The organism is Pelagibius sp., from assembly GCF_965249265.1.
In the GTDB taxonomy this organism is placed as follows: domain Bacteria; phylum Pseudomonadota; class Alphaproteobacteria; order Kiloniellales; family Kiloniellaceae; genus Pelagibius.
The window spans coordinates 2,053,407-2,078,755 of the sequence record NZ_OZ252224.1 but is presented as its reverse complement, the minus strand read 5'-3'; the positions used below and the strand labels follow the sequence as shown (position 1 = coordinate 2,078,755).

Genomic DNA, 25,349 nt, shown 5'->3' with positions numbered 1-25,349 from the left:
GTATCCGGCGGCATGGGAGACCAGGGCGGAAGTCGCCCTGAATCAGCGGCCAAAGCTAGGCAAAGCCTTCCATGGCGGCAATTAGTGCCGCCTATTTTCAACTTACTGACCTCGGCGCTCACACCTCTTGCAGGCTCAATCTAAGGGTTTCAAAGGGAGTCAAAGCGCCTAAAAAATTGATGTTTCTTGGCATTCTTCTTGCTGAAGTTGCAGCGGTGACTCTTCGCGGATCACCGGGGGATCCCGATGAACGGAGGATCAGATGACAACGATACAAAGTGGCATTCCTCTCGCCGAGGCACGCGAGATCAAACCGCAGCTTCATCGGCTTAATGACCTGAAGGAGACCGACCCCGAACGCTGGGAGATGATGCAGCGTGCCCTGCAGACGCGCCCAGAGGAGCTTTCGGCAACCGAGAGGGCCGCACAGATCGCAAAGCAGCGCGCTGTCCCGGTGCATACCGTGTATCGGGTCAACGGCGAGGTCGTCGCGTTGCACCAAACCAATGGCTGGTCGACAACCAAAAACGCCGACAGTAGTGCCCGAATCGTCCCCGGACAGGGCGATGCCGATAAGGTCGGCCGAGAGCTCGGCCTGACCGGCGATGCGCTGAACGACTTCGTCGCCACGCACATGACCGCCAATCTCAAGAAGAAATACGGCGCGGCCCTGACGGTCGAGACCTACCCCAACGCAGCCACCGCGCCAAGCGTCGGCGAGGTGCAGGACGAAATGTTCGGTATCACAAGTCATCGCGACACGGTGCCCGGACGGATGTCCCGCGTTGCGATGGACACCGAAAGCTGGGCAGCGCTGCTGGACCGGTACCGCTAGGCCGACCGACCGTTTCGCCGATCTAGCGGCCCGCCGTAACCTCGATCTCTACCAGATACTCGGGGCGGGCCAGGGCGGCGATGACCAGGGTCGTCACCGCCGGGGCCTCATTGCCGCCCCAGCGGGCCTGGCGGATCTTCGTCAGCGCCGGCAGGTTTCCCGCCTTCGTCAGATAGTAGACCACACGGACCATATCGTTCATCGAGAGATCGACGGTGCTGAGGAGCGTCTCCACGCTGGCCATGGCCTCATGGCATTGGTCTTCGAAAGACTCATGCGTGACCCCTTGCGGGTCGACACCGATCTGACCGGAAATGAAGAACAGCTTCTGCGGCGCCTCAAGGGCCACGGCATGGGTGTAGATCCCTTTGAAGTCGTTCCCCACCGGGCGGATCGAAGGGGGGTTGTGACGTTGTGGCATGACTTATCCTTCCTATAGACGGAGCCTTCGGGGGCCTCCCGGTCTACCGTCTTTGATGTGATTTCAGGCTGAAGGGCTTTCCGGCTTGGCGCACCCCTCGCGCAAGATTTATCGATAAAAAATAATATCTTGCGGGGTAGCGCAAACGATATAAGCTCACGCCTTCTGTGAGTTTAAGTAACAGAAAGACAGGCGATGAGGCTTCCCTCGCTACGGGCGATCCAGGCCTTCGACGCGGTGGCAAGGCACAGCAGTTTCAGCCGCGCCGCCGACGCCCTGGCCGTGACCCACGGCGCGGTCAGCCGTCAGATCCGGGGCTTGGAGGAACAGCTCGGCAGCACCCTCTTCCACCGGACGGCAAGGGGTGCCGGGCTCACCGACGACGGCCGAGTGCTGTTCCGCGCCAGCCGCGAAGCTTTTGCCGCGCTGGAAAACGGCGTCGCCGAGCTGGAAAGGCGCAAGACCGACCAAACGGTAACCCTCTCCCTCACCACCTCCCTGGCGATGAAGTGGCTGCTGCCCAGGCTGCCGGACTTCAGGGCGCGCCATCCGGAGATCGCCATCCTGCTGGACACCAACGACGCCCCGGTCGACTTCACCGATAAGACGGTGGACGCTGCCTTGCGCTTCGGCAAGGGCGACTGGAAGGGCCTCCATGCCAGTTTGCTGGCGCGGGAAGAGTTGGTGGCGGTGGCGGCACCCGGGTTGATCGGTGATCGGCCACTGCCGATCGAGCCTTCTGCGCTCACAGCCCTGCCGCTGGTCCATGACGATTACAACCCGGGCTGGGAGCCTTGGCTGGAAAGAGCGGGTGGCGGCGCCAGCGGCGAAACGCTGCCGGGAGACCGCTACGGCGATACCGGCCTCTTGATCGCCGCCGCCCTCGACGGCCAGGCTGTCGCCCTAGTCCGGCGCCTGCTGGCCGCGGACGACCTTGCCGCCGGGCGGCTGGTCCAGGTCAGCGATGTGACACTGCCTCTGGAGCGGGCCGTCTACTTCGTCTGCCGGGCGGGCGATGAGGTCCGGCCGGCGGTTGCCGCGCTGCGGGATTGGCTGCGCGCCGGCCTCACGCCATTTCGGGACAACGCCTAAGTGGCTCCCTGCAGTTTGCCGATCTGGCCCTTGTCTGCCGGACCGCTTGATTGCATGAAGGCGCGGTCGCCCAGCCCCTGATACAGAGACCGCCATGCCGGACGCGCGAGAGAACCCGAACCAACCGACCGATGCTCCTCTGGGCGATCCCCTGCCCGGCTGGATGCCGCCGCCCGCGCCGCCGCGCTCGGCAATGGCAGGCCGTCTCTGCCGGGTGGAACCGCTGAGCCCTGAGACCCATGCTGCCGACCTCTTCGCCGCCTATGGCGCCGACCGGGAAAACCGCATCTGGACCTACCTGCCCTACGGGCCCTTCGACGATCCGGCGGCCTTTCGCAAGTGGATGGAAGCGACCTGCCTCAGCGATGATCCGCTGTTCCATGCCATCGTCGATCAGGCCGCCGGAAAAGCGCTCGGTGTCGCCAGCTATCTGCGCATCGCCCCGGCGGCAGGCTCCATCGAGGTCGGCCACATCAACTACAGCCCCGCCCTCCAGGGCACCGCGATCGCCACCGAGGCGATGTACCTGATGATGGCCCGGGTCTTCGATGAATTGGGCTACCGGCGCTATGAGTGGAAGTGCAACGCGCTGAACGCCGGCTCCTGCCGCGCCGCCGAACGTCTCGGCTTCACCTTCGAGGGAGTCTTCCGCCAGGCCGCGGTGATCAAGGGCCGCAACCGCGACACCGCCTGGTACTCCCTGCTCGACCGGGAATGGCCGCAGGCCAAGGCCGCTTTCGAAGCCTGGCTGGCGCCGGCGAACTTCGACGGCGACGGGCGGCAGAAACGCGGGCTGAAAGAAATTAGAGACAACTTGTAATCAGGACTTCTAAGGCTTTTGCGCCCATGACAATCTCCGGGAATTGGTTAGATTATTCTAATCCAAGGGTTGTGGAGAGTCGTTTTGGGGTACTTCGATGCGCTGGCAAGCAGTTGTTTCAAACATACAAAGTCCGGAAAACCCGCCTTTTATCCCTGGGGCAAGTTCGGCAAGGGATATGAGATCGACACGGAGACACGACATCACGAGATAAAGCAAGGCGTCATCCGCTACACCATGGCGCTCATCGCCGTTACCATCGCGGTCGGGGTAGCGCTCAAATGGCAGGGGCTGATCCTCATCCCCATCGTCGTACTTCCTTACATCTTCCTGGTCCGCAAGTGGACCAAGGGCCTGCAGGTCACGACCGAAAAGCTGACCTTCAGGGAAAGTTACGAGACTCAGGCAAAGCGCCATCACCCCGCCGTGCTTTGGGTCATGCTCGTCGCCTCTCTGCTGCTGACGGTCAGCAGCGCCCTGGCCCTGAGCATCGAGGGGCATCTTGTTTTCGAGATTCTCGGCCTCACGCTCTTCGGGTTTTGCACCCTGGTCTGCGCCTGGATGCTGATCGCGCGCCGGCGCGGTTCCTGAACCGAAGCCCCGAAGACGCGCTCAGTTCGTCCAGGGCGCGTTGTAGAGATTGATGGCCAGCTTGATCGCGGTGCCGCCGAGGATCAGCAGCAGGACCCAGACCTTGGAGAGACTGGCCAGGGCATAAAAGGTCTTGGCGTCGTTGATCTTGGCCTGCTTTTCCGGCCCCTCAACCATCTTCTCGGCCTGCTGCTCGCGGTACCAGCCGCGCAGCGCCTGCGACGTCACATAGAGCGCCGCGGCCGCCAGCATCATGTCGGCGAGGAAGCTAAACCAGGGCAGGATGCCGTCGCCTTGCAAGGACCGCGGGCCTATTCGATGGAGATCTTCAGGGTCTTGTTCATGGCCAGCGCGATCTGCGCCAGGGAGGCGACGGTCGCGCCCTGCTTGTTCACCTTGCCGCCGGCCAGCTTGGAGACGAAAGCGGGGTCCAGGCCGGTCGCCTGCTGCAGATCGCGCAGGCTGCCGGCATAGGCGTTGAGGGCCTCGGTGACCGCGTCCGCCACCTCCATCCGGGCCACGATGCGCGCGCTCGCCCGCAAGGCCTCGACATCCGGGTCGGTGGGATCGGCGCCCTGCGCCCGGGGGGCCGGCCGCAACCTGCTGACTGCCATGGTCTGCTCCTTTCCGGCATTCTATCCACCTTCTGTTGTCAAATTAAACAACAAAACGGCATTAAATGAAACGGAATTACCGGAAGGGAAGTTTCTGCAAACCAAAACAGCTAAGTGACATAGCTAGCGAACAATTGGATCCAGCACCGACCCACTAGCATACCCACGAAGACGACCATGAAGTCCAATCGCTTCAGCTTCTGTAAGGCTAGCAATGCAATCTGAAATTGCGCGCTCAGTCGATACGCTTTCGTCTTCGACCAAATATTTGAATCTGCCCGGGAAATATTTCGGGTTGCCGGACTTGGTATCGAGATATAAGTCATCAAACAGCTCGCGTAGAATGCGTTCGTGCCCTTTCTGCTGAGCTGCTAAGGCCGGATTATTCAGCACATAATCCCGCGTAATTTGTTTGAGGATCCTGATTTCCTCCTCATGCGTCTCATCAATAAGGACGCATGATTCATTCGGTCGAAATTCGCTCTGCGTTTTCAACGTTATTCCATCAATGTATCGACCGATCAGTTGGGAAGTCAGCAAACGAAGTTGTTGCCGCTGTTCCCAACTTCCTTCGTATGGAGTTGAAATCACTTTCGGAACGAGTGAGAAAACTTCTTCAAGACGCCCGTGCGCTTTTCTTAGCCTTCCTTCTGCATCTTTTGGAGGTTTACCGCTAGCAGCCTTGCTCCAAGCGCCGAAAGCCCGCTGAACGATCTCCTCTGCCCCCTTAGCCTCACTGCCGAAAATCTGGTGCCAAGGGATCACTCGACAACGGTGAAAATCCTCCAGATCGTGTACCGAGTAGGCAATGTCGTCTGCCCAGTCCATTAACTCGGCTTCCGCCGTTTTGTTATCGCTAGCCCAACCTGCGCGAGCCCATTCAAAGTCGTCGAGTTCTGAACTATAAACACCCCATTTTTTGGCGCGCCGCGAATCCTTCGGATCACGAACCCACGGATACTTCAGACAAGCTGCCAAAGAAGCTCCGGTAAGGTCGAGGCCGTCAATTGGGTGGCCATCGCGTGCTACGAAACGGACAGAAAGCTTAGTTAAAATACGAAACGACTGTGCGTTGCCCTCGAATCCATCTTCGTCTCCTTCTCGCTCCGAATCAGCTTCAGCGAGAACCAGTTCATTGAGAACCTGTTCCCCCAGATGCCCGAAAGGTGGGTGACCTAAATCGTGCGCGAGGCAAGCAGCTTCAACGACTTCTGCGTCGACACCAAAAAAATCGCACTCGACTGGCTGCTGCTCCAGACGGCGCTCAGCAAGCCTGCGTCCAACCTGTGCAACTTTTAGCGTGTGTGTGAGGCGTGTGTGAAATACATCAGCCTCTCCAGCACGAACGATCTGTGTGACGCCAGCAAGACGACGAAACGCAGAGCAGTAGAGAATACGATCTCTATCGCGCTGAAACACACTCCTTTGATCGTCCCTAGCTATGCTATGACGTCGGTTGAATCGATTGTTCAGCACCCGTCGCTGCGGTGTAACATTTAGATCATTCAACCACTTCGAGGTTCATGTGTGGTCCCATGCGAACTCTACCACTCTGCAACAAAAATCGTAGTGCCTGCATAATCTCCTTTTCGGAGATATCCTTTTGAAGGTCACGAAGTACGTTTGAGGGTGGCACAGTTTCGTCATGCTGTTGCAAATAGCTTAGAATTTCCGCCTCGACCATTTCTTCGCGCTTTTCTGCAACCGCTAAGCCCGCCATTTCGCCCTCCTTGGCCGTAGATCGCGACTCGAGACTTTAAAACTTGGTATCAAACCTTATCGTCGGCGTGCAACGATAAAAGTCAAGTTAATCTACCAGTATGATTTATAACCATATGATTTTTAAAACAATTGTTTCCAACTCACGAGACGGCACTCCAATCAATACAACTCTTAAGGGTGAAATTCATTTATGGCGATCACTGAGCCCTACAATGGGCAGAGATCCTAGATGTCTTTGAAAATTAGCTAGCCCTTACGAACTTCAACGCCCAGAACGCAGAATTTTGGATCGCTAAGGGTTCTGCGCTCAGCTTGATCCGGAGCAGGCTTCCAGATCGACATTTGCCCCCTGCCCGGCTATAAGGCGCGCCATTGCGGCCCCGCGGGCAAGCCCGCGGGCGATTGGGCCCGCTCCCGGGATTTACAGATTTCGAGCATGACCGACCTTTCCGAGGCCGTTGCCAAGCGGCGCACCTTTGCGATCATTTCGCACCCTGATGCGGGCAAGACCACGCTGACGGAAAAGCTGTTGCTGTTCGGCGGTGCGATCCAGATGGCCGGCGCCGTGAAGGCGCGCGGCGAGCAGCGCCGCGCCCATTCGGACTGGATGAAGGTGGAGCGCGAGCGCGGCATCTCCGTCGCCTCTTCGGTCATGACCTACGACTACGCCGGCAAGACCTTCAACCTGCTCGACACGCCGGGCCACGAAGACTTTTCGGAAGATACCTACCGCACCCTGACGGCGGTGGACTCCGCCGTGATGGTGATCGACGCCGCCAAGGGCATCGAGGCCCAGACCCTGAAGCTCTTCGAGGTCTGCCGTCTCAGGGACATGCCGATCATCACCTTCGTGAACAAGCTGGACCGCGAAAGCCGCGACCCCTTCGAGCTGATCGACGAAGTCGAACAGCGCCTCGCCCTGGACGTCACCCCGGCCTCCTGGCCGATCGGCATGGGGCGCTCCTTCCTCGGCTGCTACGACCTGCTGCACGACCGCCTGCTACTGGTCGAGCGCAGCCGCGACAAGAAGGGCGCGGAGGGCGAGGCCTGTTCCGGCATCGACGACCCGAAGCTCGACGAACTGCTGCCCGCCGACGCGGTGGCCCAGCTCCGCGAAGAGGTCGAGATGGTGCGCGGGCTCTGTCCGGAATTCGATCAGCAGGCTTATCTCGACGGCACCATGACGCCGATCTACTTCGGCTCGGCGCTGAATAATTTCGGAGTCCGCGAACTGCTGCAGGGTGTCGCCGACATGGCCCCTGCCCCGCGTCCGCAGCCGACGGTGGGCCGCGAGGTGGAACCGACGGAAAACAAGATCAGCGGCTTCGTCTTCAAGATCCAGGCGAACATGGACCCCAATCACCGCGACCGCATCGCCTTTCTCCGGCTCTGCTCCGGCCATTTCAAGCGCGGCGCCAAGCTGCGCCATTCGCGCAGCGGCAAGACCCTCAACATCCACAACCCGGTGCTGTTCCTGGCCCGCGACCGCGAGCTGGCGGAGGAGGCCTGGCCCGGCGACATCATCGGCATTCCCAACCACGGCAACCTTGGCATCGGCGATGCCCTGACCGAGGGCGAGGAACTGAAGTTCACCGGCATCCCCTCCTTCGCGCCGGAATACCTGCAGACCGTCCGCCCGGCCGATCCGCTGCGCGCCAAGCATCTGGGCCGCGCCCTGCAGCAGTTGGCCGAAGAAGGCGCGGCACGGGTCTTCAAACCGACCATCGGCGCCGACTGGATCGTCGGCGTCGTCGGGCCGCTGCAGTTCGACGTGCTGGCCGACCGCATCCGCACGGAATACGAAGTGCCGGTGCACTTCGAGCCGACCGCCCTGCACACGGCCCGCTGGATCGAATGCGACGACGCGGTAAAGCTGAAGCGCTTCATCGACAGCAACCAGGGCGCCATGGGCGAAGACCATACCGGCGCCCCGGTGTTCCTGGCGCGCAATGCCTGGCATCTCGACCGCGCGGCGGAAGACAATCCCGACCTGCGTTTCCTCAAGACCAAGGAGCAGATCTAGGAAATGGATATGCAGCCGGACGGACGGCTGCCGTCCGAACTCTGGATCAAGGCGCATCTCAGGCGCTGTTTTGCCGAGGGCATGCCGGCCACGATCGTCCATCGCGGCGAAAAGAATAGCGGCACCCTGATCCTGAAGATCAACCAGCTTGAGGCCGGTTGCCGCGTGCTCAGCCAGACCCGTACCCTGGAGGGCGAACTCGCCTGGATGCCCGCCCTGGGCGGTGAGCTTGTGGAAGAGAGCGCCGCCGATGCCTATATTGAGCGGGCCGTGAGCCGCGATCCCGATGTCTGGGTCCTGGAGATCGAAGACCGCGAGGGCCGTCACCCCTTTGAAGGCAAGCTGCTCTAACCCCTGCCATCCGGAGCGCTCCATGTCCAACCGCAGCATCGACCTCAGCGACGCGCTGTACAACTATCTGCTCGCCACCTCCCTGCGCGAGCCCGAGGTGATGCGCCGCCTGCGCGCGGAGACCGCCGGCCTGCCCGGCTCGATGATGCAGATCGCCCCGGAGCAAGGACAGTTCATGGCCCTGCTGGTGCAGTTGATGGGTGCGCGCCGCTGCCTCGAAATCGGCACCTTCACGGGCTACTCGGCTTTGGCCGTCGCCCGGGCCCTTCCCGCAGATGGCCGCTTGGTCGCCTGCGACGTCGATGCGGAAACCATGGCCATCGGCCGGCGCTATTGGGACGAGGCGGGCGTCGCCGGAAAGATCGATTCGCGAATCGGGCCGGCGGTCGAAACGCTGGACGAAATGCTTAACGCCGGCGAGGCAGAAAGTTACGACTTCGCTTTCATCGACGCCGACAAATCCAACTACGATGACTACTACGAACGGGCCTTGAAGCTGCTTCGGCCCGGTGGACTGATCGCCGTCGACAATGTGCTCTGGGGCGGCAGCGTGATCGATCCCGGCAAAAAAGACCCGGATACTCTGGCGATTCGCGCACTGAACGAGAAAATCAAAGAGGACGATCGAGTCGTCTGTTCGCTGGTTCCCATCGGCGACGGCCTGATGCTCGCACACAAACGAACCGACTATCATTCGTAGTCAAAAGTTATCTTTTGGCGTTAACGATCGCTTAAGTGAAAGTTAAGCGCATCTTCATTGCCACGTGGAAAAATTGTGGAATCGGCGGAAAGAGTTTCGCTGACGTGCAATGAAAGATGAGGCCAACTATGTGGAAGATCTTAGCGCTCAGCGCCGGACTCGCCCTCGTTAGCAACTCCACCGCAGCGACGGCGCAGCCTCAGTGTGATCAGCGTGACTCTGTTCTGAAGGTTCTGCAGCAGAAGTACAAAGAAGCCCCTGTTGCTTTGGGCGTCACCCACAACGGCGGACTGGTCGAGGTGCTCAGCACCGGCAATGGTACGACCTGGTCCATCATTGTGACGACTCCCCAGGGCATGAGCTGCCTCGTGGCTGCCGGTGAAGGCTGGCGCGCGATGGAGCAGATTGCTGCGGATCCGGAGGCCTAACTTGGCACTTCAGGAAACTGGGCCTGCCGATATGAGGTCGATGCACTCAGGATCCTGATTCGAACGCGCCATGAAGCACCCGGTCTCCGGGCTTGATGGAAAGACGGGCCGAAGTCCCGGCGTTCAACTCCAGAACTGCGATTACGGGCTGGCCGGACGCGATGGCCTGCAACGAAAAGGGCACGCTGCGCGCATGGATGCGCACAATGACGCCGCCCTCGTCGATGAAGAGCATATCCAGCGGGATAAGCGTATTCTTCATCCACATCGCGCGCTGTTCAGAGCGCTCAAAAAGAAACAACATGCCCGCGTCTGCCGGCATGCTATGCCTGAACATCAGCCCTTGAGAGCGCTGTTCAGGCGTGATCGCCAATTCGACTTCAAAAACATGACTGCCGCCCGCCGCGGTCTCGATGGTGATTTGGTCCCTGTCGAAGCTCACGAGGCTGTCCGGCGCCTGGGCCCGGCCCTCGCCCAGGGGCGCCAGCAACGCCAGCACCAAGGCGCCCAGAACGGCGATCTTATTCAGCTTTTCCATGGCACCAAGCTTTAGCCACCCCGGCTTTGGCACACAAGGGCAATAAAGCGGCGACTGGCGCTGCTCACCACACCGCCATCACCTGGGCTGCGAGATCCCTCACCGCCGGGCGCAGCGGTCCATAGCGTGGCGGGTCAGCCAGGGTGGTGAACCAGGCCGCCGGCGGATTGCGGCCTTTGCTGTGACGCCATTCCAGCGCGCGCAGGATCGCTTCCGCCGCCGGCGGCAGGCGTTCGGGTATTGCAAAGCCGTTGAGCGTCGCCCAGACGCCGGCCCAGGCGCGGCCGACGGACCAGGGGTTGTAGCCCCCACCCCCCAACACCAGAAACCGGGGGGCAAGACTGCGCACCTGTGCCACGACCCGCCAGAGCGCCGTGTTCGAAAGAGCGAGCTTGCTCAAAGGGTCCTCTTCCAAACCGTCGGCGCCGCATTGCAACACCAGGGCCTGAGGCGCGAAGTCTTCGAGCATCGGCAGGACGGCTGCTTCCATCAGGAAAGCCAGCTCGTTGTCGTTGAAGCCCGCCGGGACCGGCAGGTTGCGCGCCTGCCCGCCACCGCGGTCGCCGACGCTGCCCGGACTCTCGGCAGAGTTGGTGGAAGCCGCCATCGGCCAACGCATATCCTCGTGGATCGATATGGTGAGAACCCGCGGGTCGTCGTCAAAGGCCGCCTGTACGCCGTCGCCGTGATGGGCATCGACGTCGAGATAGGCCACGCGCGAAAGCCCGCCGTCGAGCAATGCCAGGATCGCCAAGACCGGGTCGTTGAAATAGCAAAAGCCACTGGCCTGGCCGCGCCGGCCATGATGGGTGCCGCCGGCCGGACTGTGAATCACCCCCGGCTCGGCCAGAAGCCTGCCGGCCAGGATGGAAGCGCCACAGGCCGTCGCCGGGCGGCGGAAGACTTCCGGATAAATCGGATTGCCGTTGCGGCCGAGGTTGAAGCGCTCCTGCTCCTCGGCCGTCAGGCGCTGCTCGCGTTCGGCCTTTCGGACCGCAGCGATATAGGCCGGGTCGTGAAAGCGGGCCAGTTGCTCGGTGGTCGCCAGGGGACTGTCGATGTAAACACTGTCGGGCAACCAACCGAGCGCCCGGCAAAGATCGATGCAGGTCGAAACCCGGGGGATCGCCAGGGGGTGACGCCCGCCATAGGTCGAGCGACGATAAATCTCGCTGCCGATGAACCGCGGCGGCCTGCTGTCCCGCGCTTCAGTCATGGGGCGTCAGTCATCCGGCTTCAACAACCAGCGCAAAACGAGCGGCGCGACGAAAGTCGTAACGACGGCCATCACCACCAGCAGGGAAAACAAATTCTCCACCACACCGGACTCCGCACCATGATGGCCTGTTGCGAGGATACCCGCCTCCGCCACGACGCCGAGGATGATCAGCTCGACCGCCCCCCTGGCGCTCATGCCGACGCCGACGGCAGAGGCGTGCCGTCGATCGAACCCGATCCACAAGGCGGGGAAACCGGCACCCGCCAACTTGCCGAAGAAGGCGGCGAGAACGACCAAGGCCGCCAACACCGGCGCCTCATAGACGGCGGAGAGATCGACCTGCATGCCGATGGACACAAAAAACAGCGGGCCCAGTACGCCGCTGGTGATGGCGGCAAGGATCAGCTTCATATCGTCAAAGGCGCGCCGTCCGATCCGCGTCGGCTCCAGAAACAGCCCCGCCATGAAGGCGCCCATGATCCAGTGCAGCCCCAGAAGCTCCGCCAGGAACGCATAGGCGAGCGCAATGGCGACCAGCGCGCTGAGATCCAGCGCCACGATCTTTTCCTCGCGCAGCCGCTCGCTGACATGCGGGTAGACATGAGCGCCAAGCAGCCCGGTTATCACGAAGAACAGACCGGCCTTGGCGGCGAGCCAGGCAAGGTTGCCGAGATCGGCATCGCCGCCGGTCGCGGCATAGGTGGTGACGCCGGCCAGGAGGATCAGCCCGAAAACATCGTCGATCAGGGCGGCGGCGAGGACGGTGGACCCCAGGCGGCTGTGCAGCAGACCCAGTTCTTCGAACACCCGCGCGGTCGCCGGGATGGCCGTTACCGACATGGCAACGCCGACCACCATGGCCTGCGCCACCTTCAGTTCTGAGGCCGGGATGAACCACCAGGCCAGGGCGAAACCGAGCGCCATCGGCAGGATGACACCACCCAGCGCCACCGCGAAGGCGCCGCCGGAAGCGGCGAAGACTTCTCGTGGTTCCATGTCCACACCGGCCCGCAACACCAGAAAAAAGATCGCCATCGCGCCGATGTCGGCGATGTGCGGCGCCTCACGCAGGCCCTGGAGGAGGCCGTTGGCGGGGCCGAGCGCGGGTCCAATGAGCGAAGCGGCCACGGCGATCAGGACACCGGCAACCAATTCGCCCACCGGGGCGGCCTGCCCGAAGCGTTCAGCCCCGACCCCGCAGAGCCGGGCAATCACCAGCAGACAGAGTAACTGGCCAAGGACCAGAAGCATGACTCACCGTTGTCGTTCGTCATCGGCGTATGCGGGCCGCCGTCGGCGTACCCGGGATATCATCAGGGCATTCGCGCAGTCTGCCCGGATCAGCGTTACGGCAGCCTGGCGAGGCGGTCGTGAATGAGACTGTAGAACCCGGCCGCGTCGATCTGATTGATCACGTGACAGTTCGCCGGCCTACCGGAAACACCCCACCAATCGACCACCGTCATACCCATTGTCAGTTCCGATCCGGTTTCGACCTGCACATTGCAGTCCTTTCCCTGAAACAGGTCCGGCTGCAGCAGAAAGGCCATGACGCAGGGATCGTGCAGCGGCCCGCCGTCTTCGCCGTACTTTTCCATATCGAAGCGTTCGTAGAAATCGAGCATCGCCGCCGCGGCCGCACCGGTCCTGTTGCCCAGCGCCTTCAGCGAATCGATCCAGGTTCGCGTCATCAGCGCTTTGTGGGTCACATCAAGCGGATGCATCGTGATCTTGACACCGGAGCTGAGAACCACATGGGCCGCGTGGGGATCGACGTAGATGTTGAATTCGGCCGCCGGCGTCACGTTGCCGCCCTCGAAAAAGCCACCGCCCATCATCACGATCTCAGCGATCTTGCCGGCGATGTCCGGCGCCTTCACCAGCGCCGCCGCGACATTCGTCAGCGGCCCCAGGGTGCAGAGCGTGATGCCGCCCGGCGCCGCCGCGCGCAGCGTCTCGACGAGCCAGTCCACCGCGTGCTGATCCTGCAGCGCCATGGCGGGATCGGGCAGTTCCGGTCCATCGAGGCCGGTCTTCCCGTGCACCTCCTCCGCCGTGACCAGGGAACGCATCATCGGCCTGGCGCAGCCGGCAAAAACCTTCGTTTCCGGTTTTCCGGCAAGCTCGCAGATCTTGCGGGCATTCATCTCGGTCAGCTTCAGGGGCACATTGCCGGCCACCACCGTGATGCCCAGAACGTCGAATTCCGGCGACGCGAGCGCCAGCAGAATGGCAATGGCATCATCCTGTCCGGGATCGGTATCGATGATAATGGGCCTGGGGGCCATCGGCGCCTCTCCTGTCAGTTGCGCGGTGAAAGGGTCATGGCGCCGCCGTGGCGTTGCCCGCCTTTAGCGATGCCCGATTGGCGGCCCAGCCGCAAGCCTTCGATTTGACGCTCCGGGTGTCGGGTCGACACCCTTCGTTCGCCGGACAGGCGTCCGAAGCGCGCTGCGATTCGCTGTCCGAATCCGGCAGCAAGAACCGGGACACAAAGATGATGTCGGGCCGGTGAGTGCCATCAACGCGCCGGCCAACCTAAACGAAACCGACAGGAAAGGCTGGGCCAAGACCAGGGCGACGGGTCGAAAACGGCCTTGGGGGGGCCAGCAAGCATTGCGGGCTGCGGGATTGTCTTGACCGCCGCCGATCCGTCAGTAGGCTCAGTCTATCAAGCCTGAGCTGGGAAAAGATTCTAGTTTGCATTGACGCACGGCCCGCCCCTTCCACGAAAACGAAACTACAGAAAGAATAACCGGGCATGACGTTGGCGTGGATCGTCCTGTTACCGTTCATAGGTGCAGTGCTGCCCGGTCTGTTGATCCGGGCGGGCCGTAACGCCTGTGCCTTGACCACAGGTTCGGTGACCCTGCTGGCACTGATCCTGTTGCTCACCCAGACGCCCGCCGTCTTCGCCGGCGAGGTCGTGCAGGCCGGGTGGGATTGGCTGCCCTGGCTGGGGCTCAACGTCACGTTTTTCCTGGACGGCCTCGGCTTTTTCTTTGCCGGCCTGATCCTCTCGATCGGCCTGCTCATCATCATCTATGCACGCTTCTATCTCTCCAAGAACGACCCAATGGGTCAGTTCTATGCCTACCTGCTGCTGTTCCAGGGCGCGATGGTGGGGATCGTGCTTTCGGACAACATCCTGCTGCTGTTGGTCTTTTGGGAGCTGACGAGCCTCAGTTCGTTTCTGCTGATCGGCTATTGGAAGCACCTGCCGGCGGGCCGTCAGGGCGCGCGCATGGCCCTCGCGGTCACCGGCATGGGCGGCCTGTCGATGATCGCCGGCATGCTGATCCTCGGCAACATCGCCGGATCCTATGATCTTACGGTCATCCTGCAGCACGGCGCGGAAATCCAGGCATCCCCCTGGTACCTGCCGGCCCTGCTGTTGATCCTGGGCGGCTGTTTCACCAAGTCGGCACAGTTTCCCTTCCACTTCTGGCTGCCTCACGCCATGGCGGCGCCGACCCCGGTCAGCGCCTATCTGCACTCGGCCACCATGGTGAAAGCCGGCATCTTCCTGATGGCGCGCATGTGGCCGGTGCTGGCCGGGACCGATGCCTGGTTCTACATCGTCGCAACCACCGGCCTGGCGACCATGGCGATCGGCGCCTGGATCGCGCTGTTCAAAGACGACCTGAAGGGGCTTCTGGCCCATTCCACCGTCAGCCACCTGGGACTGGTGACCATGCTCTTCGGCTTCGGGACCCCCATGGCCGCCATCGCCGGCGTGTTCCACATCCTCAACCATGCGACCTTCAAGTGCGCGCTCTTCATGACCGCCGGCATCGTCGACCACGAGACCGGCACCCGCGATGCCAGACGCCTCGGGGGCCTTGCCGCGCTGATGCCGATCACCACCACCATCGCCACGATTGCCGCCTTCTCCATGGCCGGATTGCCTTTTTTGAACGGCTTTCTTTCCAAGGAGATGATGCTGCATGAGGCCGCCCACACGCCCTGGGCCGGCAACCCTTGGATTCTGCCGGCCCTGGCAACGCTGGGCGCGATTTTTTCCGTCGCCTATTCGTTTCGCTACGTGTTCCATGTCTTCTTCGGGCCGCAGCGCGACGACTATCCGCAGCATCCGCACGACCCGCCGGCCGGGATGTTCCTGCCGCCGATGTTCCTCGTCGTCCTGGTCATCGCAATCGGGCTGCTGCCTTTCCTGGCGCAGCCGCTGGTCACCGTGGTCGCGGGCGCCGTTGTCGGTGCACCGCTACCGGAGTTCCATCTGGCCATCTGGCACGGTTTCACGGCGGCGCTCGGCATGAGCGCCATTGCCGTCGCCGGGGGCGCCTTTTTGCTATGGCGTCACGACGTCTTCAACAAGCTGCGCCTGGCCCTGCCGCGTCCCGAAGCCAAAACCATGTTCGACGCCTTGATCGGCGGGCTTGCGGCTTTCAGCAATCTGGTGATCGACGGGCTGCACAATGGTTCGTTGCGCCGATACCTCGCGTTTTTCGTCGCGGCCTGCGTCGCGGTCGGCGCTACAGCCTTCATCAGCGGTGAGCACGCTGCCGGTCTGCGGGCCCCCATGCCGGCACCGCTGATTCCAATTCTCGGCTGGATGTTGCTGGTCGGCGCTTGCATCGGCATTCTGTTTTTCCACCGCCAACGCCTGCTCACCCTTGTGATCGTCGGCGTGTTGGGTCTGATTCTCTCCATCGCCTTCATCTATCTCTCGGCCCCGGACCTCGCGCTCACGCAGATTTCGGTCGAAGTCGTCACCATCGTCCTGTTGCTGCTGGCACTGAATTTCCTGCCCAAGGAGACACCGCGGGAAAGCTCGGTGACGCGGCGCCTGCGTGACGGGGTCCTGGCCGGCGCCAGCGGCCTGGGAGTCGGCGGTCTGATCTATGTCATCATGACGCGGGACTTCAACAGCATCTCGACCTTCCATCTCGCCAAGTCCAAACCTGAAGGCGGCGGCACCAACGTGGTGAACGTTATCCTGGTCGACTTCCGCGGCTTCGATACCTTTGGCGAAATCATCGTGCTGGGCATTGCCGCCTTGGCGATCTTCGCGTTGCTCGACGGCGCTCTCTACGGTCCGGCGGCCAGGCGGTTGAATTCGTGGATCCCCGATCAGGAACGCGCCAAAGACCGCCATCCCCTGATGATGGTGGTTGCCACCAGGGTGATGCTGCCGCTGGCACTCGTCGTCGGCATCTTCATCTTCCTGCGTGGCCACAACGAACCCGGCGGCGGCTTCATCGCCGGCTTGGTCGTCGCCATCGCTTTTGTCATGCAGTATATGGCCAGCGGCTTCGGCTGGGCGGAGCGGCGCATGAAGATCGACTACCATGCACTGATTGCCTGGGGCGTTCTGATCGCCGGCTTCACGGGTGCCGGCGCCTGGCTGGCCGGGCGGCCTTTCCTCACCAGCGACTACGGCTATTTCAAGCTTCCGTTCCTTGAGAAGTTCGAGTTGGCGACCGTCATGGGTTTCGATATCGGCGTGTTCCTGACCGTTATCGGGTCGGTCATGCTGGCCCTGGCAAACCTTTCCCGCCTGGCGCGGCGGACCGAGGAGCCGGTGAGCGACGAGCCTATGGACTTCCGGCCGGTTCCCGACGACGAGAGCGTCGAGGACAATCCGGCGGCCGATAGCAGCCCTGCCGGCGAGACGGAGGGCCGCAGCTGATGGAGCTTCTCGTGGCCAGCGGCGTGGGCGTCATGACAGCGACGGGGGTGTACCTTCTGCTGCGCGCCAGAACCTTTCCTGTCATCATCGGTCTGGCCCTGCTTTCCTATGCGGTCAACATTTTCCTCTTCGCCACCGGTCGTCTGACGACCAACCTGCCGCCGGTGATTTCCAGCACCGCAACGGCCTATACCGATCCTCTGCCCCAGGCCTTGGTGCTGACGGCGATTGTGATCTCTTTCGGTATGACGGCCGTCATCGTGGTGCTGGCATTGCGCGCCTATCTTGAGGCCGGCACCGATGAGGTCGATGTTGGCTCGGTCGATACCGCCGAAGGCGAGCGTCCGGGTGGCAGCGGTGGTTCCGGCGCCGGGGGAGATCAGGCATGAACCATTGGCTGATCGTGCCGATTGCCCTGCCGGCCCTGCTGGCGCCGTTTATCGTATTGGCCATGCGCCACGATCTGCTGCTGCAGCGGGTATTCTCGCTGGCCGGCACGATCGCCCTGCTGGCGGTGGCCATCGCGCTGACCGCCCAGGCCGCCACTGGTCCCGCACAGCTCTACGAGCTCGGCAACTGGCAGGCGCCCTTCGGCATCGTTCTGGTACTGGACCGCCTGTCGGCCCTGATGGTGCTGCTGACCAGCCTGCTCGCGGTGGTCGTGGCGATCTATGCGGTGACCAGCGAATGGGATACCCGGGGCCGCCATTTTCATGCGCTTTTCCAGTTTCAGCTCATGGGCATCAACGGCGCGTTCCTGACCGGCGACGTTTTCAATCTCTTCGTTTTCTTCGAGGTGCTCCTGATCGCCTCCTACGGACTGATGCTGCATGGCGGCGGCGCGGCCAGGATGAAGGCCGGGGTGCAGTATGTCGTGGTGAACCTTGCCGGCTCGACCCTTTTCCTCATCGCCGTCGGGACGATCTACGGCGTCACGGGGACGCTGAACATGGCCGATCTGGCGGTGAAAGTGCCGCTGGTTCCCGCCGGCGATCAGGCGATCCTGCGGGTCGGCGGCCTGTTGCTGCTTGTCGTCTTTGCCGTGAAGGCCGCCCTGGTGCCAATCCACTTCTGGCTGCCCGGCACCTATGCCAATGCACCGGCACCGGTGGCGGCGCTTTTTGCGGTCATGACGAAAGTCGGCGCCTACTCGATCCTGCGCTTCTTCACCCTGGTGTTCGGCGAAGATGCAGGCGACAGCGCCTGGCTGGCGGCCGACTGGCTGCTGCCGGCGGCCCTGGTGACGCTGATCGTCGGTTCGGTCGGCGTCCTTGGCGCCAAAGAATTGGCCCGGCTTGTCTGCTTTTCGGTAGTCGCCTCCATGGGGACCTTGCTGACGGCCATTGCGCTCTTCACCCCCGCGGCCACGGTCGCGGCGTTGTTTTATCTGATCCATTCGACCTTCGCGACGGCAGCTCTGTTCCTTCTGGCCGATCAGATCAGTGAGCGTCGCGGCGGCGCCGGCGGCCGGCTGACCACCGCGCCGCGCTTTGCCCAAACCGGCCTGCTCGCCGCCATGTTCTTCCTGGCCGCCATTGCCATGGCCGGAATGCCGCCGATGACCGGTTTCCTGGGCAAACTCATGATTCTCGACTCTGCCCGTGATGCGAACTCCATGGCGACCATTTGGACCATCATCCTGGTAACCTCGCTGATCAGTATCGTCGGCTTCGCCCGGGCCGGCAGCGTGGTCTTCTGGAAAAGCGCATCACTTCCAGAGCCCAAGCAGGTCGCCTCCGCCCGCCCGGCCCTGCCGATCGCGGCGGCCGGTATGATGCTGGCCGCCATGATTGGCCTGGCGCTCTTTGCCAGTCCGGTAACCGCCTATCTGGAAACAGCGGCGGCGGAGCTCTATTCTCCGAACGGCTATATCCAGACCGTCCTCGGCCCGAAAGCCGTGGCGGAGCAGTATTAGGGAGCCATGCTGTGTTAGCCAGACTGCTGCCCCATCCGATCCTGACCGTCACGCTGGTGCTGGTCTGGCTCATGCTGCTCAACAGTCTGTCGCTGGGTGGCCTGCTGCTTGGCCTGATCATCGGCATTACGGTACCGCTGACCACCGCTGCTTTCTGGCCCGGGCGGCCGCGCATCCGTCACCCTTTGAAGATTACCGCCTATGTTTTCCTGGTGCTCTGGGACATCTTCGTGGCCAACCTCCAGGTTGCCTATATCGTCGTGTTCAAGAGCAACAAGCAGATGCGCTCGCACTTCATCACCATCCCGTTGGAGATCTATTCGCCCGAAGCGATAACAGCGCTGGCAGGCACCATCACGATGACACCCGGAACCGTATCCGCGGACCTCTCGGCTGACGGGCGGAGCCTTTTGGTGCACTGCCTCGATACCGATGATCCGCAAGGCCAGGTGGTTGATATCAAGGCGCGCTACGAGGCGCGGCTGAAGGAGATTTTCGAGTGATTGACTATGCGCTGGCATTTGCCTTCGGCTGCTTTGCCATAGGGCTGCTGCTCAACCTTTATCGCCTCGCCAAGGGCCCGACCGTCGCCGACCGGGTTCTGGCGCTGGACACCATGGTGATCAACGGGATCGCGGTTTTGATCCTCTACGGCATCGCCAAGGGAACGACGGTCTACTTCGAGGCCGCCCTTCTCTTTGCCATGGTCGGTTTCATATCCACCGTTGCCTACTGCAGGTTCATCCTGCGCGGCGACATCATCGAATAGCGGCGGGACGGCTATGGACCTCTTCCTGGAACTGCTGGTCGCCGGCCTCATCGTCTTCGGTGGCGTCTTCGGATTGGTCGGCTCCTACGGCCTTGCCAAACTGCCGGACCTGATGACCCGCCTGCACGGCCCGACCAAAGCCACCACCCTGGGTGTCGGATCAGTCCTCGTTGCCTCCGCGGTCTTCATTCTGAAACACCAGGGCAGTTTCTCGGTCCATGAGTTGCTGATCGCCATTTTCCTTCTGCTGACAGCCCCGATAACCGCCAATTTCATCGCCAAATCCTTCCTGCACCGGCAGGTGGACCCCGAAACCGACCTGCCGCCGACCGGCACGGAGTGCGGTTGGGCGAGCTTTGACGTGCCGCCCGATTCCGATGATGACGAGCCAAGCTCCCTGACAATTCCCCGCCGAAACCAGCGCTGAAGGGCTGAGACCGCCCGGCCGCCCCGGATGGCAGGACGGGTGGCAGACGCCAGGCCGGGCAAAACAAGCGGGGTTGCGTCACAACACCACCCTTATATGATCTTCTTCTAACTGATCGCTCAAGCGGCAGAAAAAGAACGAAGCTGAACGGCTTCGAATACGGGAGGAAATCACATGAAATTCAACACTCTGCCCGGCAGGGCTCAGGGATTTTCGCGTTTGGTGATGGCCGGCGCGGCCGTCGGCTTGCTGGCCGCCGGCAGCGCCCAGGCCAAGATCGAAGGCGACACCATCGTTCTGGGCTCCGCCATCTCATTGACCGGCAAGTACGCAACAAACGGCGTTCACGCCCAGAACGGCTACGATCTTGCGGTCAGAAAAATCAACGAAGGCGGCGGCGTCAAGGTCGACGGCAAGTCCTACAAGTTGAAAGTCGTCTACTACGACGATGAATCAACACCCGCCCGCGGCGCACAACTGGCCGAACGCCTGATCAAGCAGGACGGGGTCCAGTTCATGCTCGGTCCCTACTCCTCGGGCCTGACCAAGGCCATCGCACCGGTCACCGAGAAATACAAGATCCCAATGGTCGAGGCCGAAGGCGCCTCGCGCTCGCTCTTCACGCAGGGCTACAAGTATCTCTTCGCCGTGCTCTCGACCTCCGAACAGTATCTCGCCAGCGCCATCGACCTGGCTGCGGAGATGGCCGAGAAAGAAGGCAGGAAGCCTTCCGACGTGAAGATCGCCATGGCTTTCGAGAACGACCCCTTCTCGCTCGATGTGCGCGCCGGCGTGGTTGACGACGCCAAGAAGTACGGCATGAAGGTGGTGATCGACGACAAGCTGCCGCGCGACCTCTCCGACATGTCGGCGACCCTCACCAAGGCCAAAGCCCTGAAGCCGGACCTGCTGATCGTCTCCGGCCACTCCAAGGGCGCGGCCACGGCTGTACGCCAGATCAACGAGATGAAAATCGACATCCCGATGATCGCCATGACCCATTGCGAGGCAGCAAAAGTGACCGACAAGTTCGGCGCCGGGGCCAACGACATCCTCTGTTCGACGCAGTGGGCCGAAACCCTGTCTTACGAAGACGAGATGTTCGGCACCGCCGCAGAGTTCCACGAGGAGTTCAAGGCCAACTTCGAAGGCTATACGACGGTACCCTATCAGTCGGCACAGGCCGCCGCCGCGGTGATGGTCTGGAAAGACGCTTTCGAGCGGGCGAACAGCTTCGAGATCGACAAGGTTCGCGACGCCATCGCCGCCACCGACATGCAGACCTTCTATGGACCGATCAGGTTCTCCGAAGCCGGCAACAACATCGCAAAGCCGATGGTGCTGCGGCAGATCCAAGGCGGGAGCTACAACGTCGTGGCGCCTTCAAAGTGGGCCTCGCATCCCCTGAACTTCCCGCGCGAGGCAGGCTTTTAACGGATCGCAGTCCGGGACGCTTTTCCATGGCGTCCGCAACGATACCCGCACCACCCCCCGGTCTTCGTGGAATCGCGAGATCGGGGGCGGCTGCGGCCCTCTGACTGCGTGGAGACACTCTGATCCGTTATGCTCGATAACCTCTCACTGCTGTTCGACCTGGCGCCGGTTTTCAATATCCAGCTGCTGCTCGACGGCCTCTTCATCGGGGCCATCTTCGCCCTGGCGGCCTATGGCCTGGCGCTGGTCTGGGGCGTGATGAACGTGAAGAATCTGGCCCAGGGCGATTTTGTCATCATGGGCGGTTACATCGCCTACAGCCTCGGTGAATGGGGTATTCACCCGATCCTCGGCCTGCCCGTGGCGATCGTGGTGATGTTCGCCTTCGGCTGGGCGGTCTATGTGCTGGTTATCCGCCGGGTCATCGACCGTGATCTCTTCACCTCTCTGCTGGCTACTTTCGGCATCGCCATCGTGGTGCAGCAGAGCCTGAACCTGATCTACGGACCGGAGGTGAAGATCGCCGAGTCCGGCTTCGGTATCCGCTCGGCGCTCGACAACCAGCTCACGGTGTCCGACATCAAGGTTGTTTCCTTCGTCATGGCGGCGGCATTGGCGATTGCGGTCGTGGTCTTCATGAAGCGCAGCCGCATGGGACAGGCGATCCGTGCGACGGCGCAAGATCCTCGCGCCGCCAAGATCATGGGCATCGACACCGACCGGGTCTATGCCTTCACCTTCGCGCTGAACGCCGCCATCTGCGGGGCCGCCGGCGTGCTGATCGCCATGATCTGGGTGATCCAGCCGTTCTATGGCATCACCCATTCGATCCGCTCCTTCGTCATCGTTACGGCTGCAGGCTTCGGCAATCTGCCAGGCGTCATCATCGCCGGACTCGGCCTCGGCGTCGCAGAGCAGTACAGCGGCTTTGTGATGGGCGCGGAGTTTCAACAGGCGACCGTCGTCGGGCTTCTGGTCGCGGTTCTGGTCTGGCGCCAGATCCAGCAGGGCCGCCTGAGGCAGGTGGTCCAATGACCGCAAAGAACAAGCAGCTTCTGCTCTGCGCGCTGATCCTTTTGGCAGGTATCGTCGCGCCCTTCCTGTTCCCCAACTACACCTTCCAGATTGCGGTGCTCTGGGTGATGATCCTCTTCGCCCTGACCTGGGACATCATGGGCGGCCAGATGGGTTACAACTCGCTGGGCAACATCTTCTTCTTCGGCGCCGGCATGTACATCTGCGCCGTTATTCAGATCGGACTGTTCTACAACGTCGGCGACTACACTTCGGCCTACGGCGCGGTGAAGGTGGACTTCACGCCCGGGCAATACTACCTCGGACTGGTCCTCGGCATCCTTGCCTCAGCCGTTGTATCGGCGCTCTTTGCGGTGATCTTCGGCTGGATCGTCTTCGGCCTGCGCGGACCCTATTTCGCCATCGGTACTCTGGGCGTCGCCATTGCCGCCGGTGAACTCGTCGGGGCCTGGGATTGGCTGGGCGGCGGCAGCGGCATCTCCATGCCCACCTACCCCGGCGAACCCGATGACCGCGCTCTGCTGTTCTACTTTCTCTGCTTCGGCAGCGCCGTCGCCACCTTCGCCTTTTTGCGTGTGCTCTATGCCACCCGCTTCAAACTGGCGATCAACGCGATCCGCGACGACGAAGCCAAGGCCGAAGCCATGGGCATCCATACCCTGCGCTATAAGATCGTCGCCTGGTCCATCGCCGCCTTCTTCCTGGGCATTTCCGGCGCCATCTACGGCAACATGAGCGGCTTTATCGAACCGCTCGAAGTGGCCTTCCCCACCGTAACCTTCGGCATCTTTATGGTGCTAATGGCCCTGCTTGGCGGCAAGGGCACGCTCTGGGGCCCGGTGCTGGGGGCGACCCTCTTCCATGTGATCAAGGAGGTGACCTGGACCCACCTGCTGGGCTGGCAGTGGGTCGCCCTCGGGCTGCTGATCATCATCAACGTCGTTTACTTCCAACAAGGCCTGCTCGGCTGGGCGCAGGAAAAGTGGCCGGAGGCCTTCGGCATCCGGGTCGATGAACCCGAGTCCGCAGATGACAGTGCGGCAAGGAGGGCGGCGGAATGAGCGACCTGATAGAGGTCACCGGCGTCTCCAAGGCCTTCGGCGGCGTTCAGGCCAACCGCGATGTCTCGCTGAAAGTGGAAGCCGGCAAGATCACCGGCCTGATCGGGCCCAATGGCTCCGGCAAGACCACCCTGTTCAATTCCATCGTCGGCTATCATCCCATCGACAACGGTTCGATCCGCTTCGAAGGGCAGGAAATCTCCCGGCTGCGGGTGCCGCAGATCGCCCGTCTCGGGCTGCTGCGCACCTTCCAGCAGACCCGCATCTATTCCAAGATGGACTGTGTTCAGAACATGCTGATTTCCCTGCCCCACCGGCGGGCCGGCTGGGGCTCCATGTTCACGCCCTTCGAGCCGGAGTTGATGGACAAGGCGGAGCACCTGCTCGAATTCGTCGGCCTCTACGCCAAGCGAAGGCTTATCTCCGGCGATCTCTCCTTCGGCCAGCAAAAGCTGCTGGAGTTCGCCATGGCGCTGATGAACGAGCCCAAGGTGCTCCTGCTCGACGAACCCACGGCCGGAATCAATCCGACACTGATCAACGGCCTGATCGACCGCCTGAAGCGTGCCAACGAGGAGTTCGGCATCACCCTCTTCGTCATCGAGCACAACATGCGGGTGATCATGAATCTGGCGGAAAACATCTACTGCCTGGCCCACGGCGAACTGCTGGCGGAGGGCCATCCGGCGGAGATCCAGAATGACCAAAGGGTGATCGACGCTTACCTGGGGGCGCATTGATGAGCGGCGAAGAGCAAAGCAAGCAACCGGTCCGCGGTTACGGTCAGGGCGGTGTCGAGACGGTCATTTCTGTCGAAGACGTAAACCGCCAGGCCGCCGCCCTCGCCGGATCGGGCATTCCCGAAGGGCGCATTGCCGCGCTTGCGGACAATGCACCCTTTGTCTCCATCGACGGGCTGCGCGCCGGTTACGGCAAGATGGAGATACTGCACGACTTCAACCTTCAGGTCGGCCGGGGCCAGTCGCTCTGCCTGATCGGCCCTAACGGCGCCGGCAAATCGACGGTGCTGCACTCGATCTTCGGCTTCACCAACATCTTCGGCGGTTCAATCAAAATCGGCGGAGAAGAGGTCACCCGCCTCTCCCCCAAGGATAAGCTGCGCTCCGCCGGGGTCGCCTACATCCTGCAGGACAAGTCGGTCTTTCCCGCCATGACGGTGGAGGAGAATCTCTGGATGGGCGGTTATCTGATGGAGCATCCGGCCCAGGCCCGGGAAAAGGCCGAGGAGATCTTCACCAAATACCCCCGTCTGGCCGAACGGCGCGGGCATCAGGCCAAGGTTCTGTCGGGCGGCGAGCGCCGTCTGCTCGAAATCTCGCGCGCCCTGGTGATGGAGCCGGAGGTGTTGCTGGTCGACGAGCCTTCCATCGGCCTGGAGCCGCGCTTCATCGACATGGTCTTCGAGATTCTGGATGATCTGCAGAAAGGTGAAGGCAAAACCATCATCATGGTCGAGCAGAATGCAAAGAAGGGGCTGGAGTTCGCGGATATCGGCTATGTGCTGGTTTCCGGCCAGTTGGCCATGGCCGACGCGGGAGACAGCTTGCTGGAAGACCCCCAGGTCGGCCGCCTCTTTCTCGGCGGCTAGCTTTCGGTCATGTAAAACAGTCTGTGGTTTCGCCACCGATGTTCCTATATGGATCGAAGGTAGGGCTTGAACAGCCGGGGTGATCCGGCAAT

28 protein-coding genes are annotated in these 25,349 nt (G+C 62.0%); 19 read left to right on the top strand and 9 right to left on the bottom strand.

All coding sequences use genetic code 11. From position 1 onward, the window contains the following. Positions 1 to 262: 262 nt before the first annotated feature. A complete protein-coding gene (locus ACP146_RS09920) occupies positions 263 to 835 on the top strand; it encodes a hypothetical protein (protein WP_422366596.1) in 573 nt (190 codons plus the stop codon). 22 nt (positions 836 to 857) lie between these two features. Here the strand turns inward: ACP146_RS09920 and ACP146_RS09915 are convergent, their stop codons facing one another. Further along, positions 858 to 1,256: a RidA family protein gene (locus tag ACP146_RS09915; RefSeq protein ID WP_422366595.1), complete on the bottom strand. Its 399-nt coding sequence runs from the start codon at positions 1,254 to 1,256 to the stop codon at positions 858 to 860. A gap of 195 nt (positions 1,257 to 1,451) precedes the next feature. Here ACP146_RS09915 and ACP146_RS09910 point away from each other — a divergent pair, with 195 nt between their 5' ends. The 3 genes from ACP146_RS09910 (at position 1,452) to ACP146_RS09900 (ending at position 3,759) form a co-directional block, all read left to right on the top strand. Next, on the top strand, positions 1,452 to 2,348 hold the full coding sequence (locus ACP146_RS09910; protein WP_422366594.1) for a LysR substrate-binding domain-containing protein: 897 nt from the start codon (positions 1,452 to 1,454) through the stop codon (positions 2,346 to 2,348). 94 nt (positions 2,349 to 2,442) lie between these two features. After that, complete coding sequence (locus tag ACP146_RS09905; RefSeq protein WP_422366593.1) at positions 2,443 to 3,168, top strand: GNAT family N-acetyltransferase; 726 nt, start codon at positions 2,443 to 2,445, stop codon at positions 3,166 to 3,168. An 84-nt stretch (positions 3,169 to 3,252) separates the two neighbouring features. Further along, on the top strand, positions 3,253 to 3,759 hold the full coding sequence (locus tag ACP146_RS09900; RefSeq protein ID WP_422366592.1) for a hypothetical protein: 507 nt from the start codon (positions 3,253 to 3,255) through the stop codon (positions 3,757 to 3,759). 21 nt (positions 3,760 to 3,780) lie between these two features. On the opposite strand, the gene ACP146_RS09895 is transcribed toward ACP146_RS09900, so the two are convergent. The 4 genes from ACP146_RS09895 to ACP146_RS09880 all read right to left on the bottom strand — a co-directional run bounded on the left by ACP146_RS09895 (position 3,781) and on the right by ACP146_RS09880 (position 6,093). Then, the gene (locus ACP146_RS09895; RefSeq protein WP_422366591.1) at positions 3,781 to 4,059 is read right to left on the bottom strand and encodes a hypothetical protein; all 279 of its coding nucleotides are present in this window, start codon (positions 4,057 to 4,059) and stop codon (positions 3,781 to 3,783) included. Between the two features lie 11 nt (positions 4,060 to 4,070). Next, entirely contained in the window at positions 4,071 to 4,373 is a 303-nt protein-coding gene (locus tag ACP146_RS09890; RefSeq protein WP_422366590.1) for a hypothetical protein, read from the bottom strand. Positions 4,374 to 4,496: 123 nt separating this feature from the next. Further along, positions 4,497 to 5,792, bottom strand: coding sequence for a deoxyguanosinetriphosphate triphosphohydrolase family protein (locus tag ACP146_RS09885; protein WP_422366589.1), 1,296 nt, complete (start codon positions 5,790 to 5,792; stop codon positions 4,497 to 4,499). 82 nt (positions 5,793 to 5,874) lie between these two features. Continuing rightward, positions 5,875 to 6,093: a hypothetical protein gene (locus ACP146_RS09880; RefSeq protein WP_422366588.1), complete on the bottom strand. Its 219-nt coding sequence runs from the start codon at positions 6,091 to 6,093 to the stop codon at positions 5,875 to 5,877. Positions 6,094 to 6,531: 438 nt separating this feature from the next. On the opposite strand from ACP146_RS09880, the gene ACP146_RS09875 reads away from it, so the two are divergent. The 4 genes from ACP146_RS09875 to ACP146_RS09860 all read left to right on the top strand — a co-directional run bounded on the left by ACP146_RS09875 (position 6,532) and on the right by ACP146_RS09860 (position 9,597). Further along, on the top strand, positions 6,532 to 8,118 hold the full coding sequence (locus ACP146_RS09875) for a peptide chain release factor 3 (RefSeq protein WP_422366587.1): 1,587 nt from the start codon (positions 6,532 to 6,534) through the stop codon (positions 8,116 to 8,118). A gap of 3 nt (positions 8,119 to 8,121) precedes the next feature. After that, positions 8,122 to 8,469: a DUF1491 family protein gene (locus ACP146_RS09870; protein ID WP_422366586.1), complete on the top strand. Its 348-nt coding sequence runs from the start codon at positions 8,122 to 8,124 to the stop codon at positions 8,467 to 8,469. 22 nt (positions 8,470 to 8,491) lie between these two features. Beyond that, on the top strand, positions 8,492 to 9,169 hold the full coding sequence (locus ACP146_RS09865; RefSeq protein WP_422366585.1) for a class I SAM-dependent methyltransferase: 678 nt from the start codon (positions 8,492 to 8,494) through the stop codon (positions 9,167 to 9,169). Positions 9,170 to 9,297: 128 nt separating this feature from the next. Then, positions 9,298 to 9,597, top strand: a complete 300-nt coding sequence (locus tag ACP146_RS09860) for a hypothetical protein (protein ID WP_422366584.1) — start codon at positions 9,298 to 9,300, stop codon at positions 9,595 to 9,597. A 46-nt stretch (positions 9,598 to 9,643) separates the two neighbouring features. Here the strand turns inward: ACP146_RS09860 and ACP146_RS09855 are convergent, their stop codons facing one another. The 4 genes from ACP146_RS09855 to ACP146_RS09840 all read right to left on the bottom strand — a co-directional run bounded on the left by ACP146_RS09855 (position 9,644) and on the right by ACP146_RS09840 (position 13,642). Then, the gene (locus tag ACP146_RS09855) at positions 9,644 to 10,135 is read right to left on the bottom strand and encodes a DUF192 domain-containing protein (protein WP_422366583.1); all 492 of its coding nucleotides are present in this window, start codon (positions 10,133 to 10,135) and stop codon (positions 9,644 to 9,646) included. A 64-nt stretch (positions 10,136 to 10,199) separates the two neighbouring features. After that, positions 10,200 to 11,351, bottom strand: coding sequence for an acetoin utilization protein AcuC (locus ACP146_RS09850; RefSeq protein ID WP_422366582.1), 1,152 nt, complete (start codon positions 11,349 to 11,351; stop codon positions 10,200 to 10,202). A 6-nt stretch (positions 11,352 to 11,357) separates the two neighbouring features. Continuing rightward, positions 11,358 to 12,605: a cation:proton antiporter gene (locus ACP146_RS09845; protein WP_422366581.1), complete on the bottom strand. Its 1,248-nt coding sequence runs from the start codon at positions 12,603 to 12,605 to the stop codon at positions 11,358 to 11,360. A gap of 95 nt (positions 12,606 to 12,700) precedes the next feature. After that, positions 12,701 to 13,642 (bottom strand): nucleoside hydrolase, encoded by a 942-nt coding sequence (locus ACP146_RS09840; protein ID WP_422366580.1) that lies wholly within the window; start codon positions 13,640 to 13,642, stop codon positions 12,701 to 12,703. A 473-nt stretch (positions 13,643 to 14,115) separates the two neighbouring features. Here ACP146_RS09840 and ACP146_RS09835 point away from each other — a divergent pair, with 473 nt between their 5' ends. From ACP146_RS09835 to ACP146_RS09785, 11 genes are all read left to right on the top strand, one after another. Beyond that, positions 14,116 to 17,007: a monovalent cation/H+ antiporter subunit A gene (locus ACP146_RS09835; RefSeq protein WP_422366579.1), complete on the top strand. Its 2,892-nt coding sequence runs from the start codon at positions 14,116 to 14,118 to the stop codon at positions 17,005 to 17,007. Next, positions 17,007 to 17,396: a Na+/H+ antiporter subunit C gene (locus tag ACP146_RS09830; protein ID WP_422366578.1), complete on the top strand. Its 390-nt coding sequence runs from the start codon at positions 17,007 to 17,009 to the stop codon at positions 17,394 to 17,396. Before ACP146_RS09835 ends, ACP146_RS09830 begins: the two co-directional genes overlap by 1 nt. Continuing rightward, a complete protein-coding gene (locus ACP146_RS09825; protein ID WP_422366577.1) occupies positions 17,393 to 18,922 on the top strand; it encodes a monovalent cation/H+ antiporter subunit D in 1,530 nt (509 codons plus the stop codon). Before ACP146_RS09830 ends, ACP146_RS09825 begins: the two co-directional genes overlap by 4 nt. A gap of 11 nt (positions 18,923 to 18,933) precedes the next feature. Beyond that, positions 18,934 to 19,425, top strand: a complete 492-nt coding sequence (locus ACP146_RS09820; protein WP_422366576.1) for a Na+/H+ antiporter subunit E — start codon at positions 18,934 to 18,936, stop codon at positions 19,423 to 19,425. After that, complete coding sequence (locus ACP146_RS09815; protein WP_422366575.1) at positions 19,422 to 19,691, top strand: K+/H+ antiporter subunit F; 270 nt, start codon at positions 19,422 to 19,424, stop codon at positions 19,689 to 19,691. Before ACP146_RS09820 ends, ACP146_RS09815 begins: the two co-directional genes overlap by 4 nt. Positions 19,692 to 19,704: 13 nt before the next feature. Beyond that, a complete protein-coding gene (locus ACP146_RS09810) occupies positions 19,705 to 20,118 on the top strand; it encodes a Na+/H+ antiporter subunit G (protein WP_422366574.1) in 414 nt (137 codons plus the stop codon). Between the two features lie 174 nt (positions 20,119 to 20,292). Then, entirely contained in the window at positions 20,293 to 21,552 is a 1,260-nt protein-coding gene (locus ACP146_RS09805) for an amino acid ABC transporter substrate-binding protein (RefSeq protein ID WP_422366573.1), read from the top strand. A gap of 129 nt (positions 21,553 to 21,681) precedes the next feature. After that, positions 21,682 to 22,587 carry a branched-chain amino acid ABC transporter permease gene (locus ACP146_RS09800; protein WP_422366572.1) on the top strand — a complete coding sequence of 302 codons (906 nt, stop codon included), beginning with the start codon at positions 21,682 to 21,684 and terminating at the stop codon, positions 22,585 to 22,587. Beyond that, complete coding sequence (locus ACP146_RS09795; protein ID WP_422366571.1) at positions 22,584 to 23,648, top strand: branched-chain amino acid ABC transporter permease; 1,065 nt, start codon at positions 22,584 to 22,586, stop codon at positions 23,646 to 23,648. Before ACP146_RS09800 ends, ACP146_RS09795 begins: the two co-directional genes overlap by 4 nt. Further along, positions 23,645 to 24,388, top strand: a complete 744-nt coding sequence (locus tag ACP146_RS09790) for an ABC transporter ATP-binding protein (protein WP_422366570.1) — start codon at positions 23,645 to 23,647, stop codon at positions 24,386 to 24,388. Before ACP146_RS09795 ends, ACP146_RS09790 begins: the two co-directional genes overlap by 4 nt. Beyond that, positions 24,388 to 25,257 carry an ABC transporter ATP-binding protein gene (locus ACP146_RS09785; RefSeq protein WP_422366569.1) on the top strand — a complete coding sequence of 290 codons (870 nt, stop codon included), beginning with the start codon at positions 24,388 to 24,390 and terminating at the stop codon, positions 25,255 to 25,257. The genes ACP146_RS09790 and ACP146_RS09785 overlap by 1 nt, the downstream gene beginning before the upstream one ends. Positions 25,258 to 25,349: the final 92 nt, after the last annotated feature.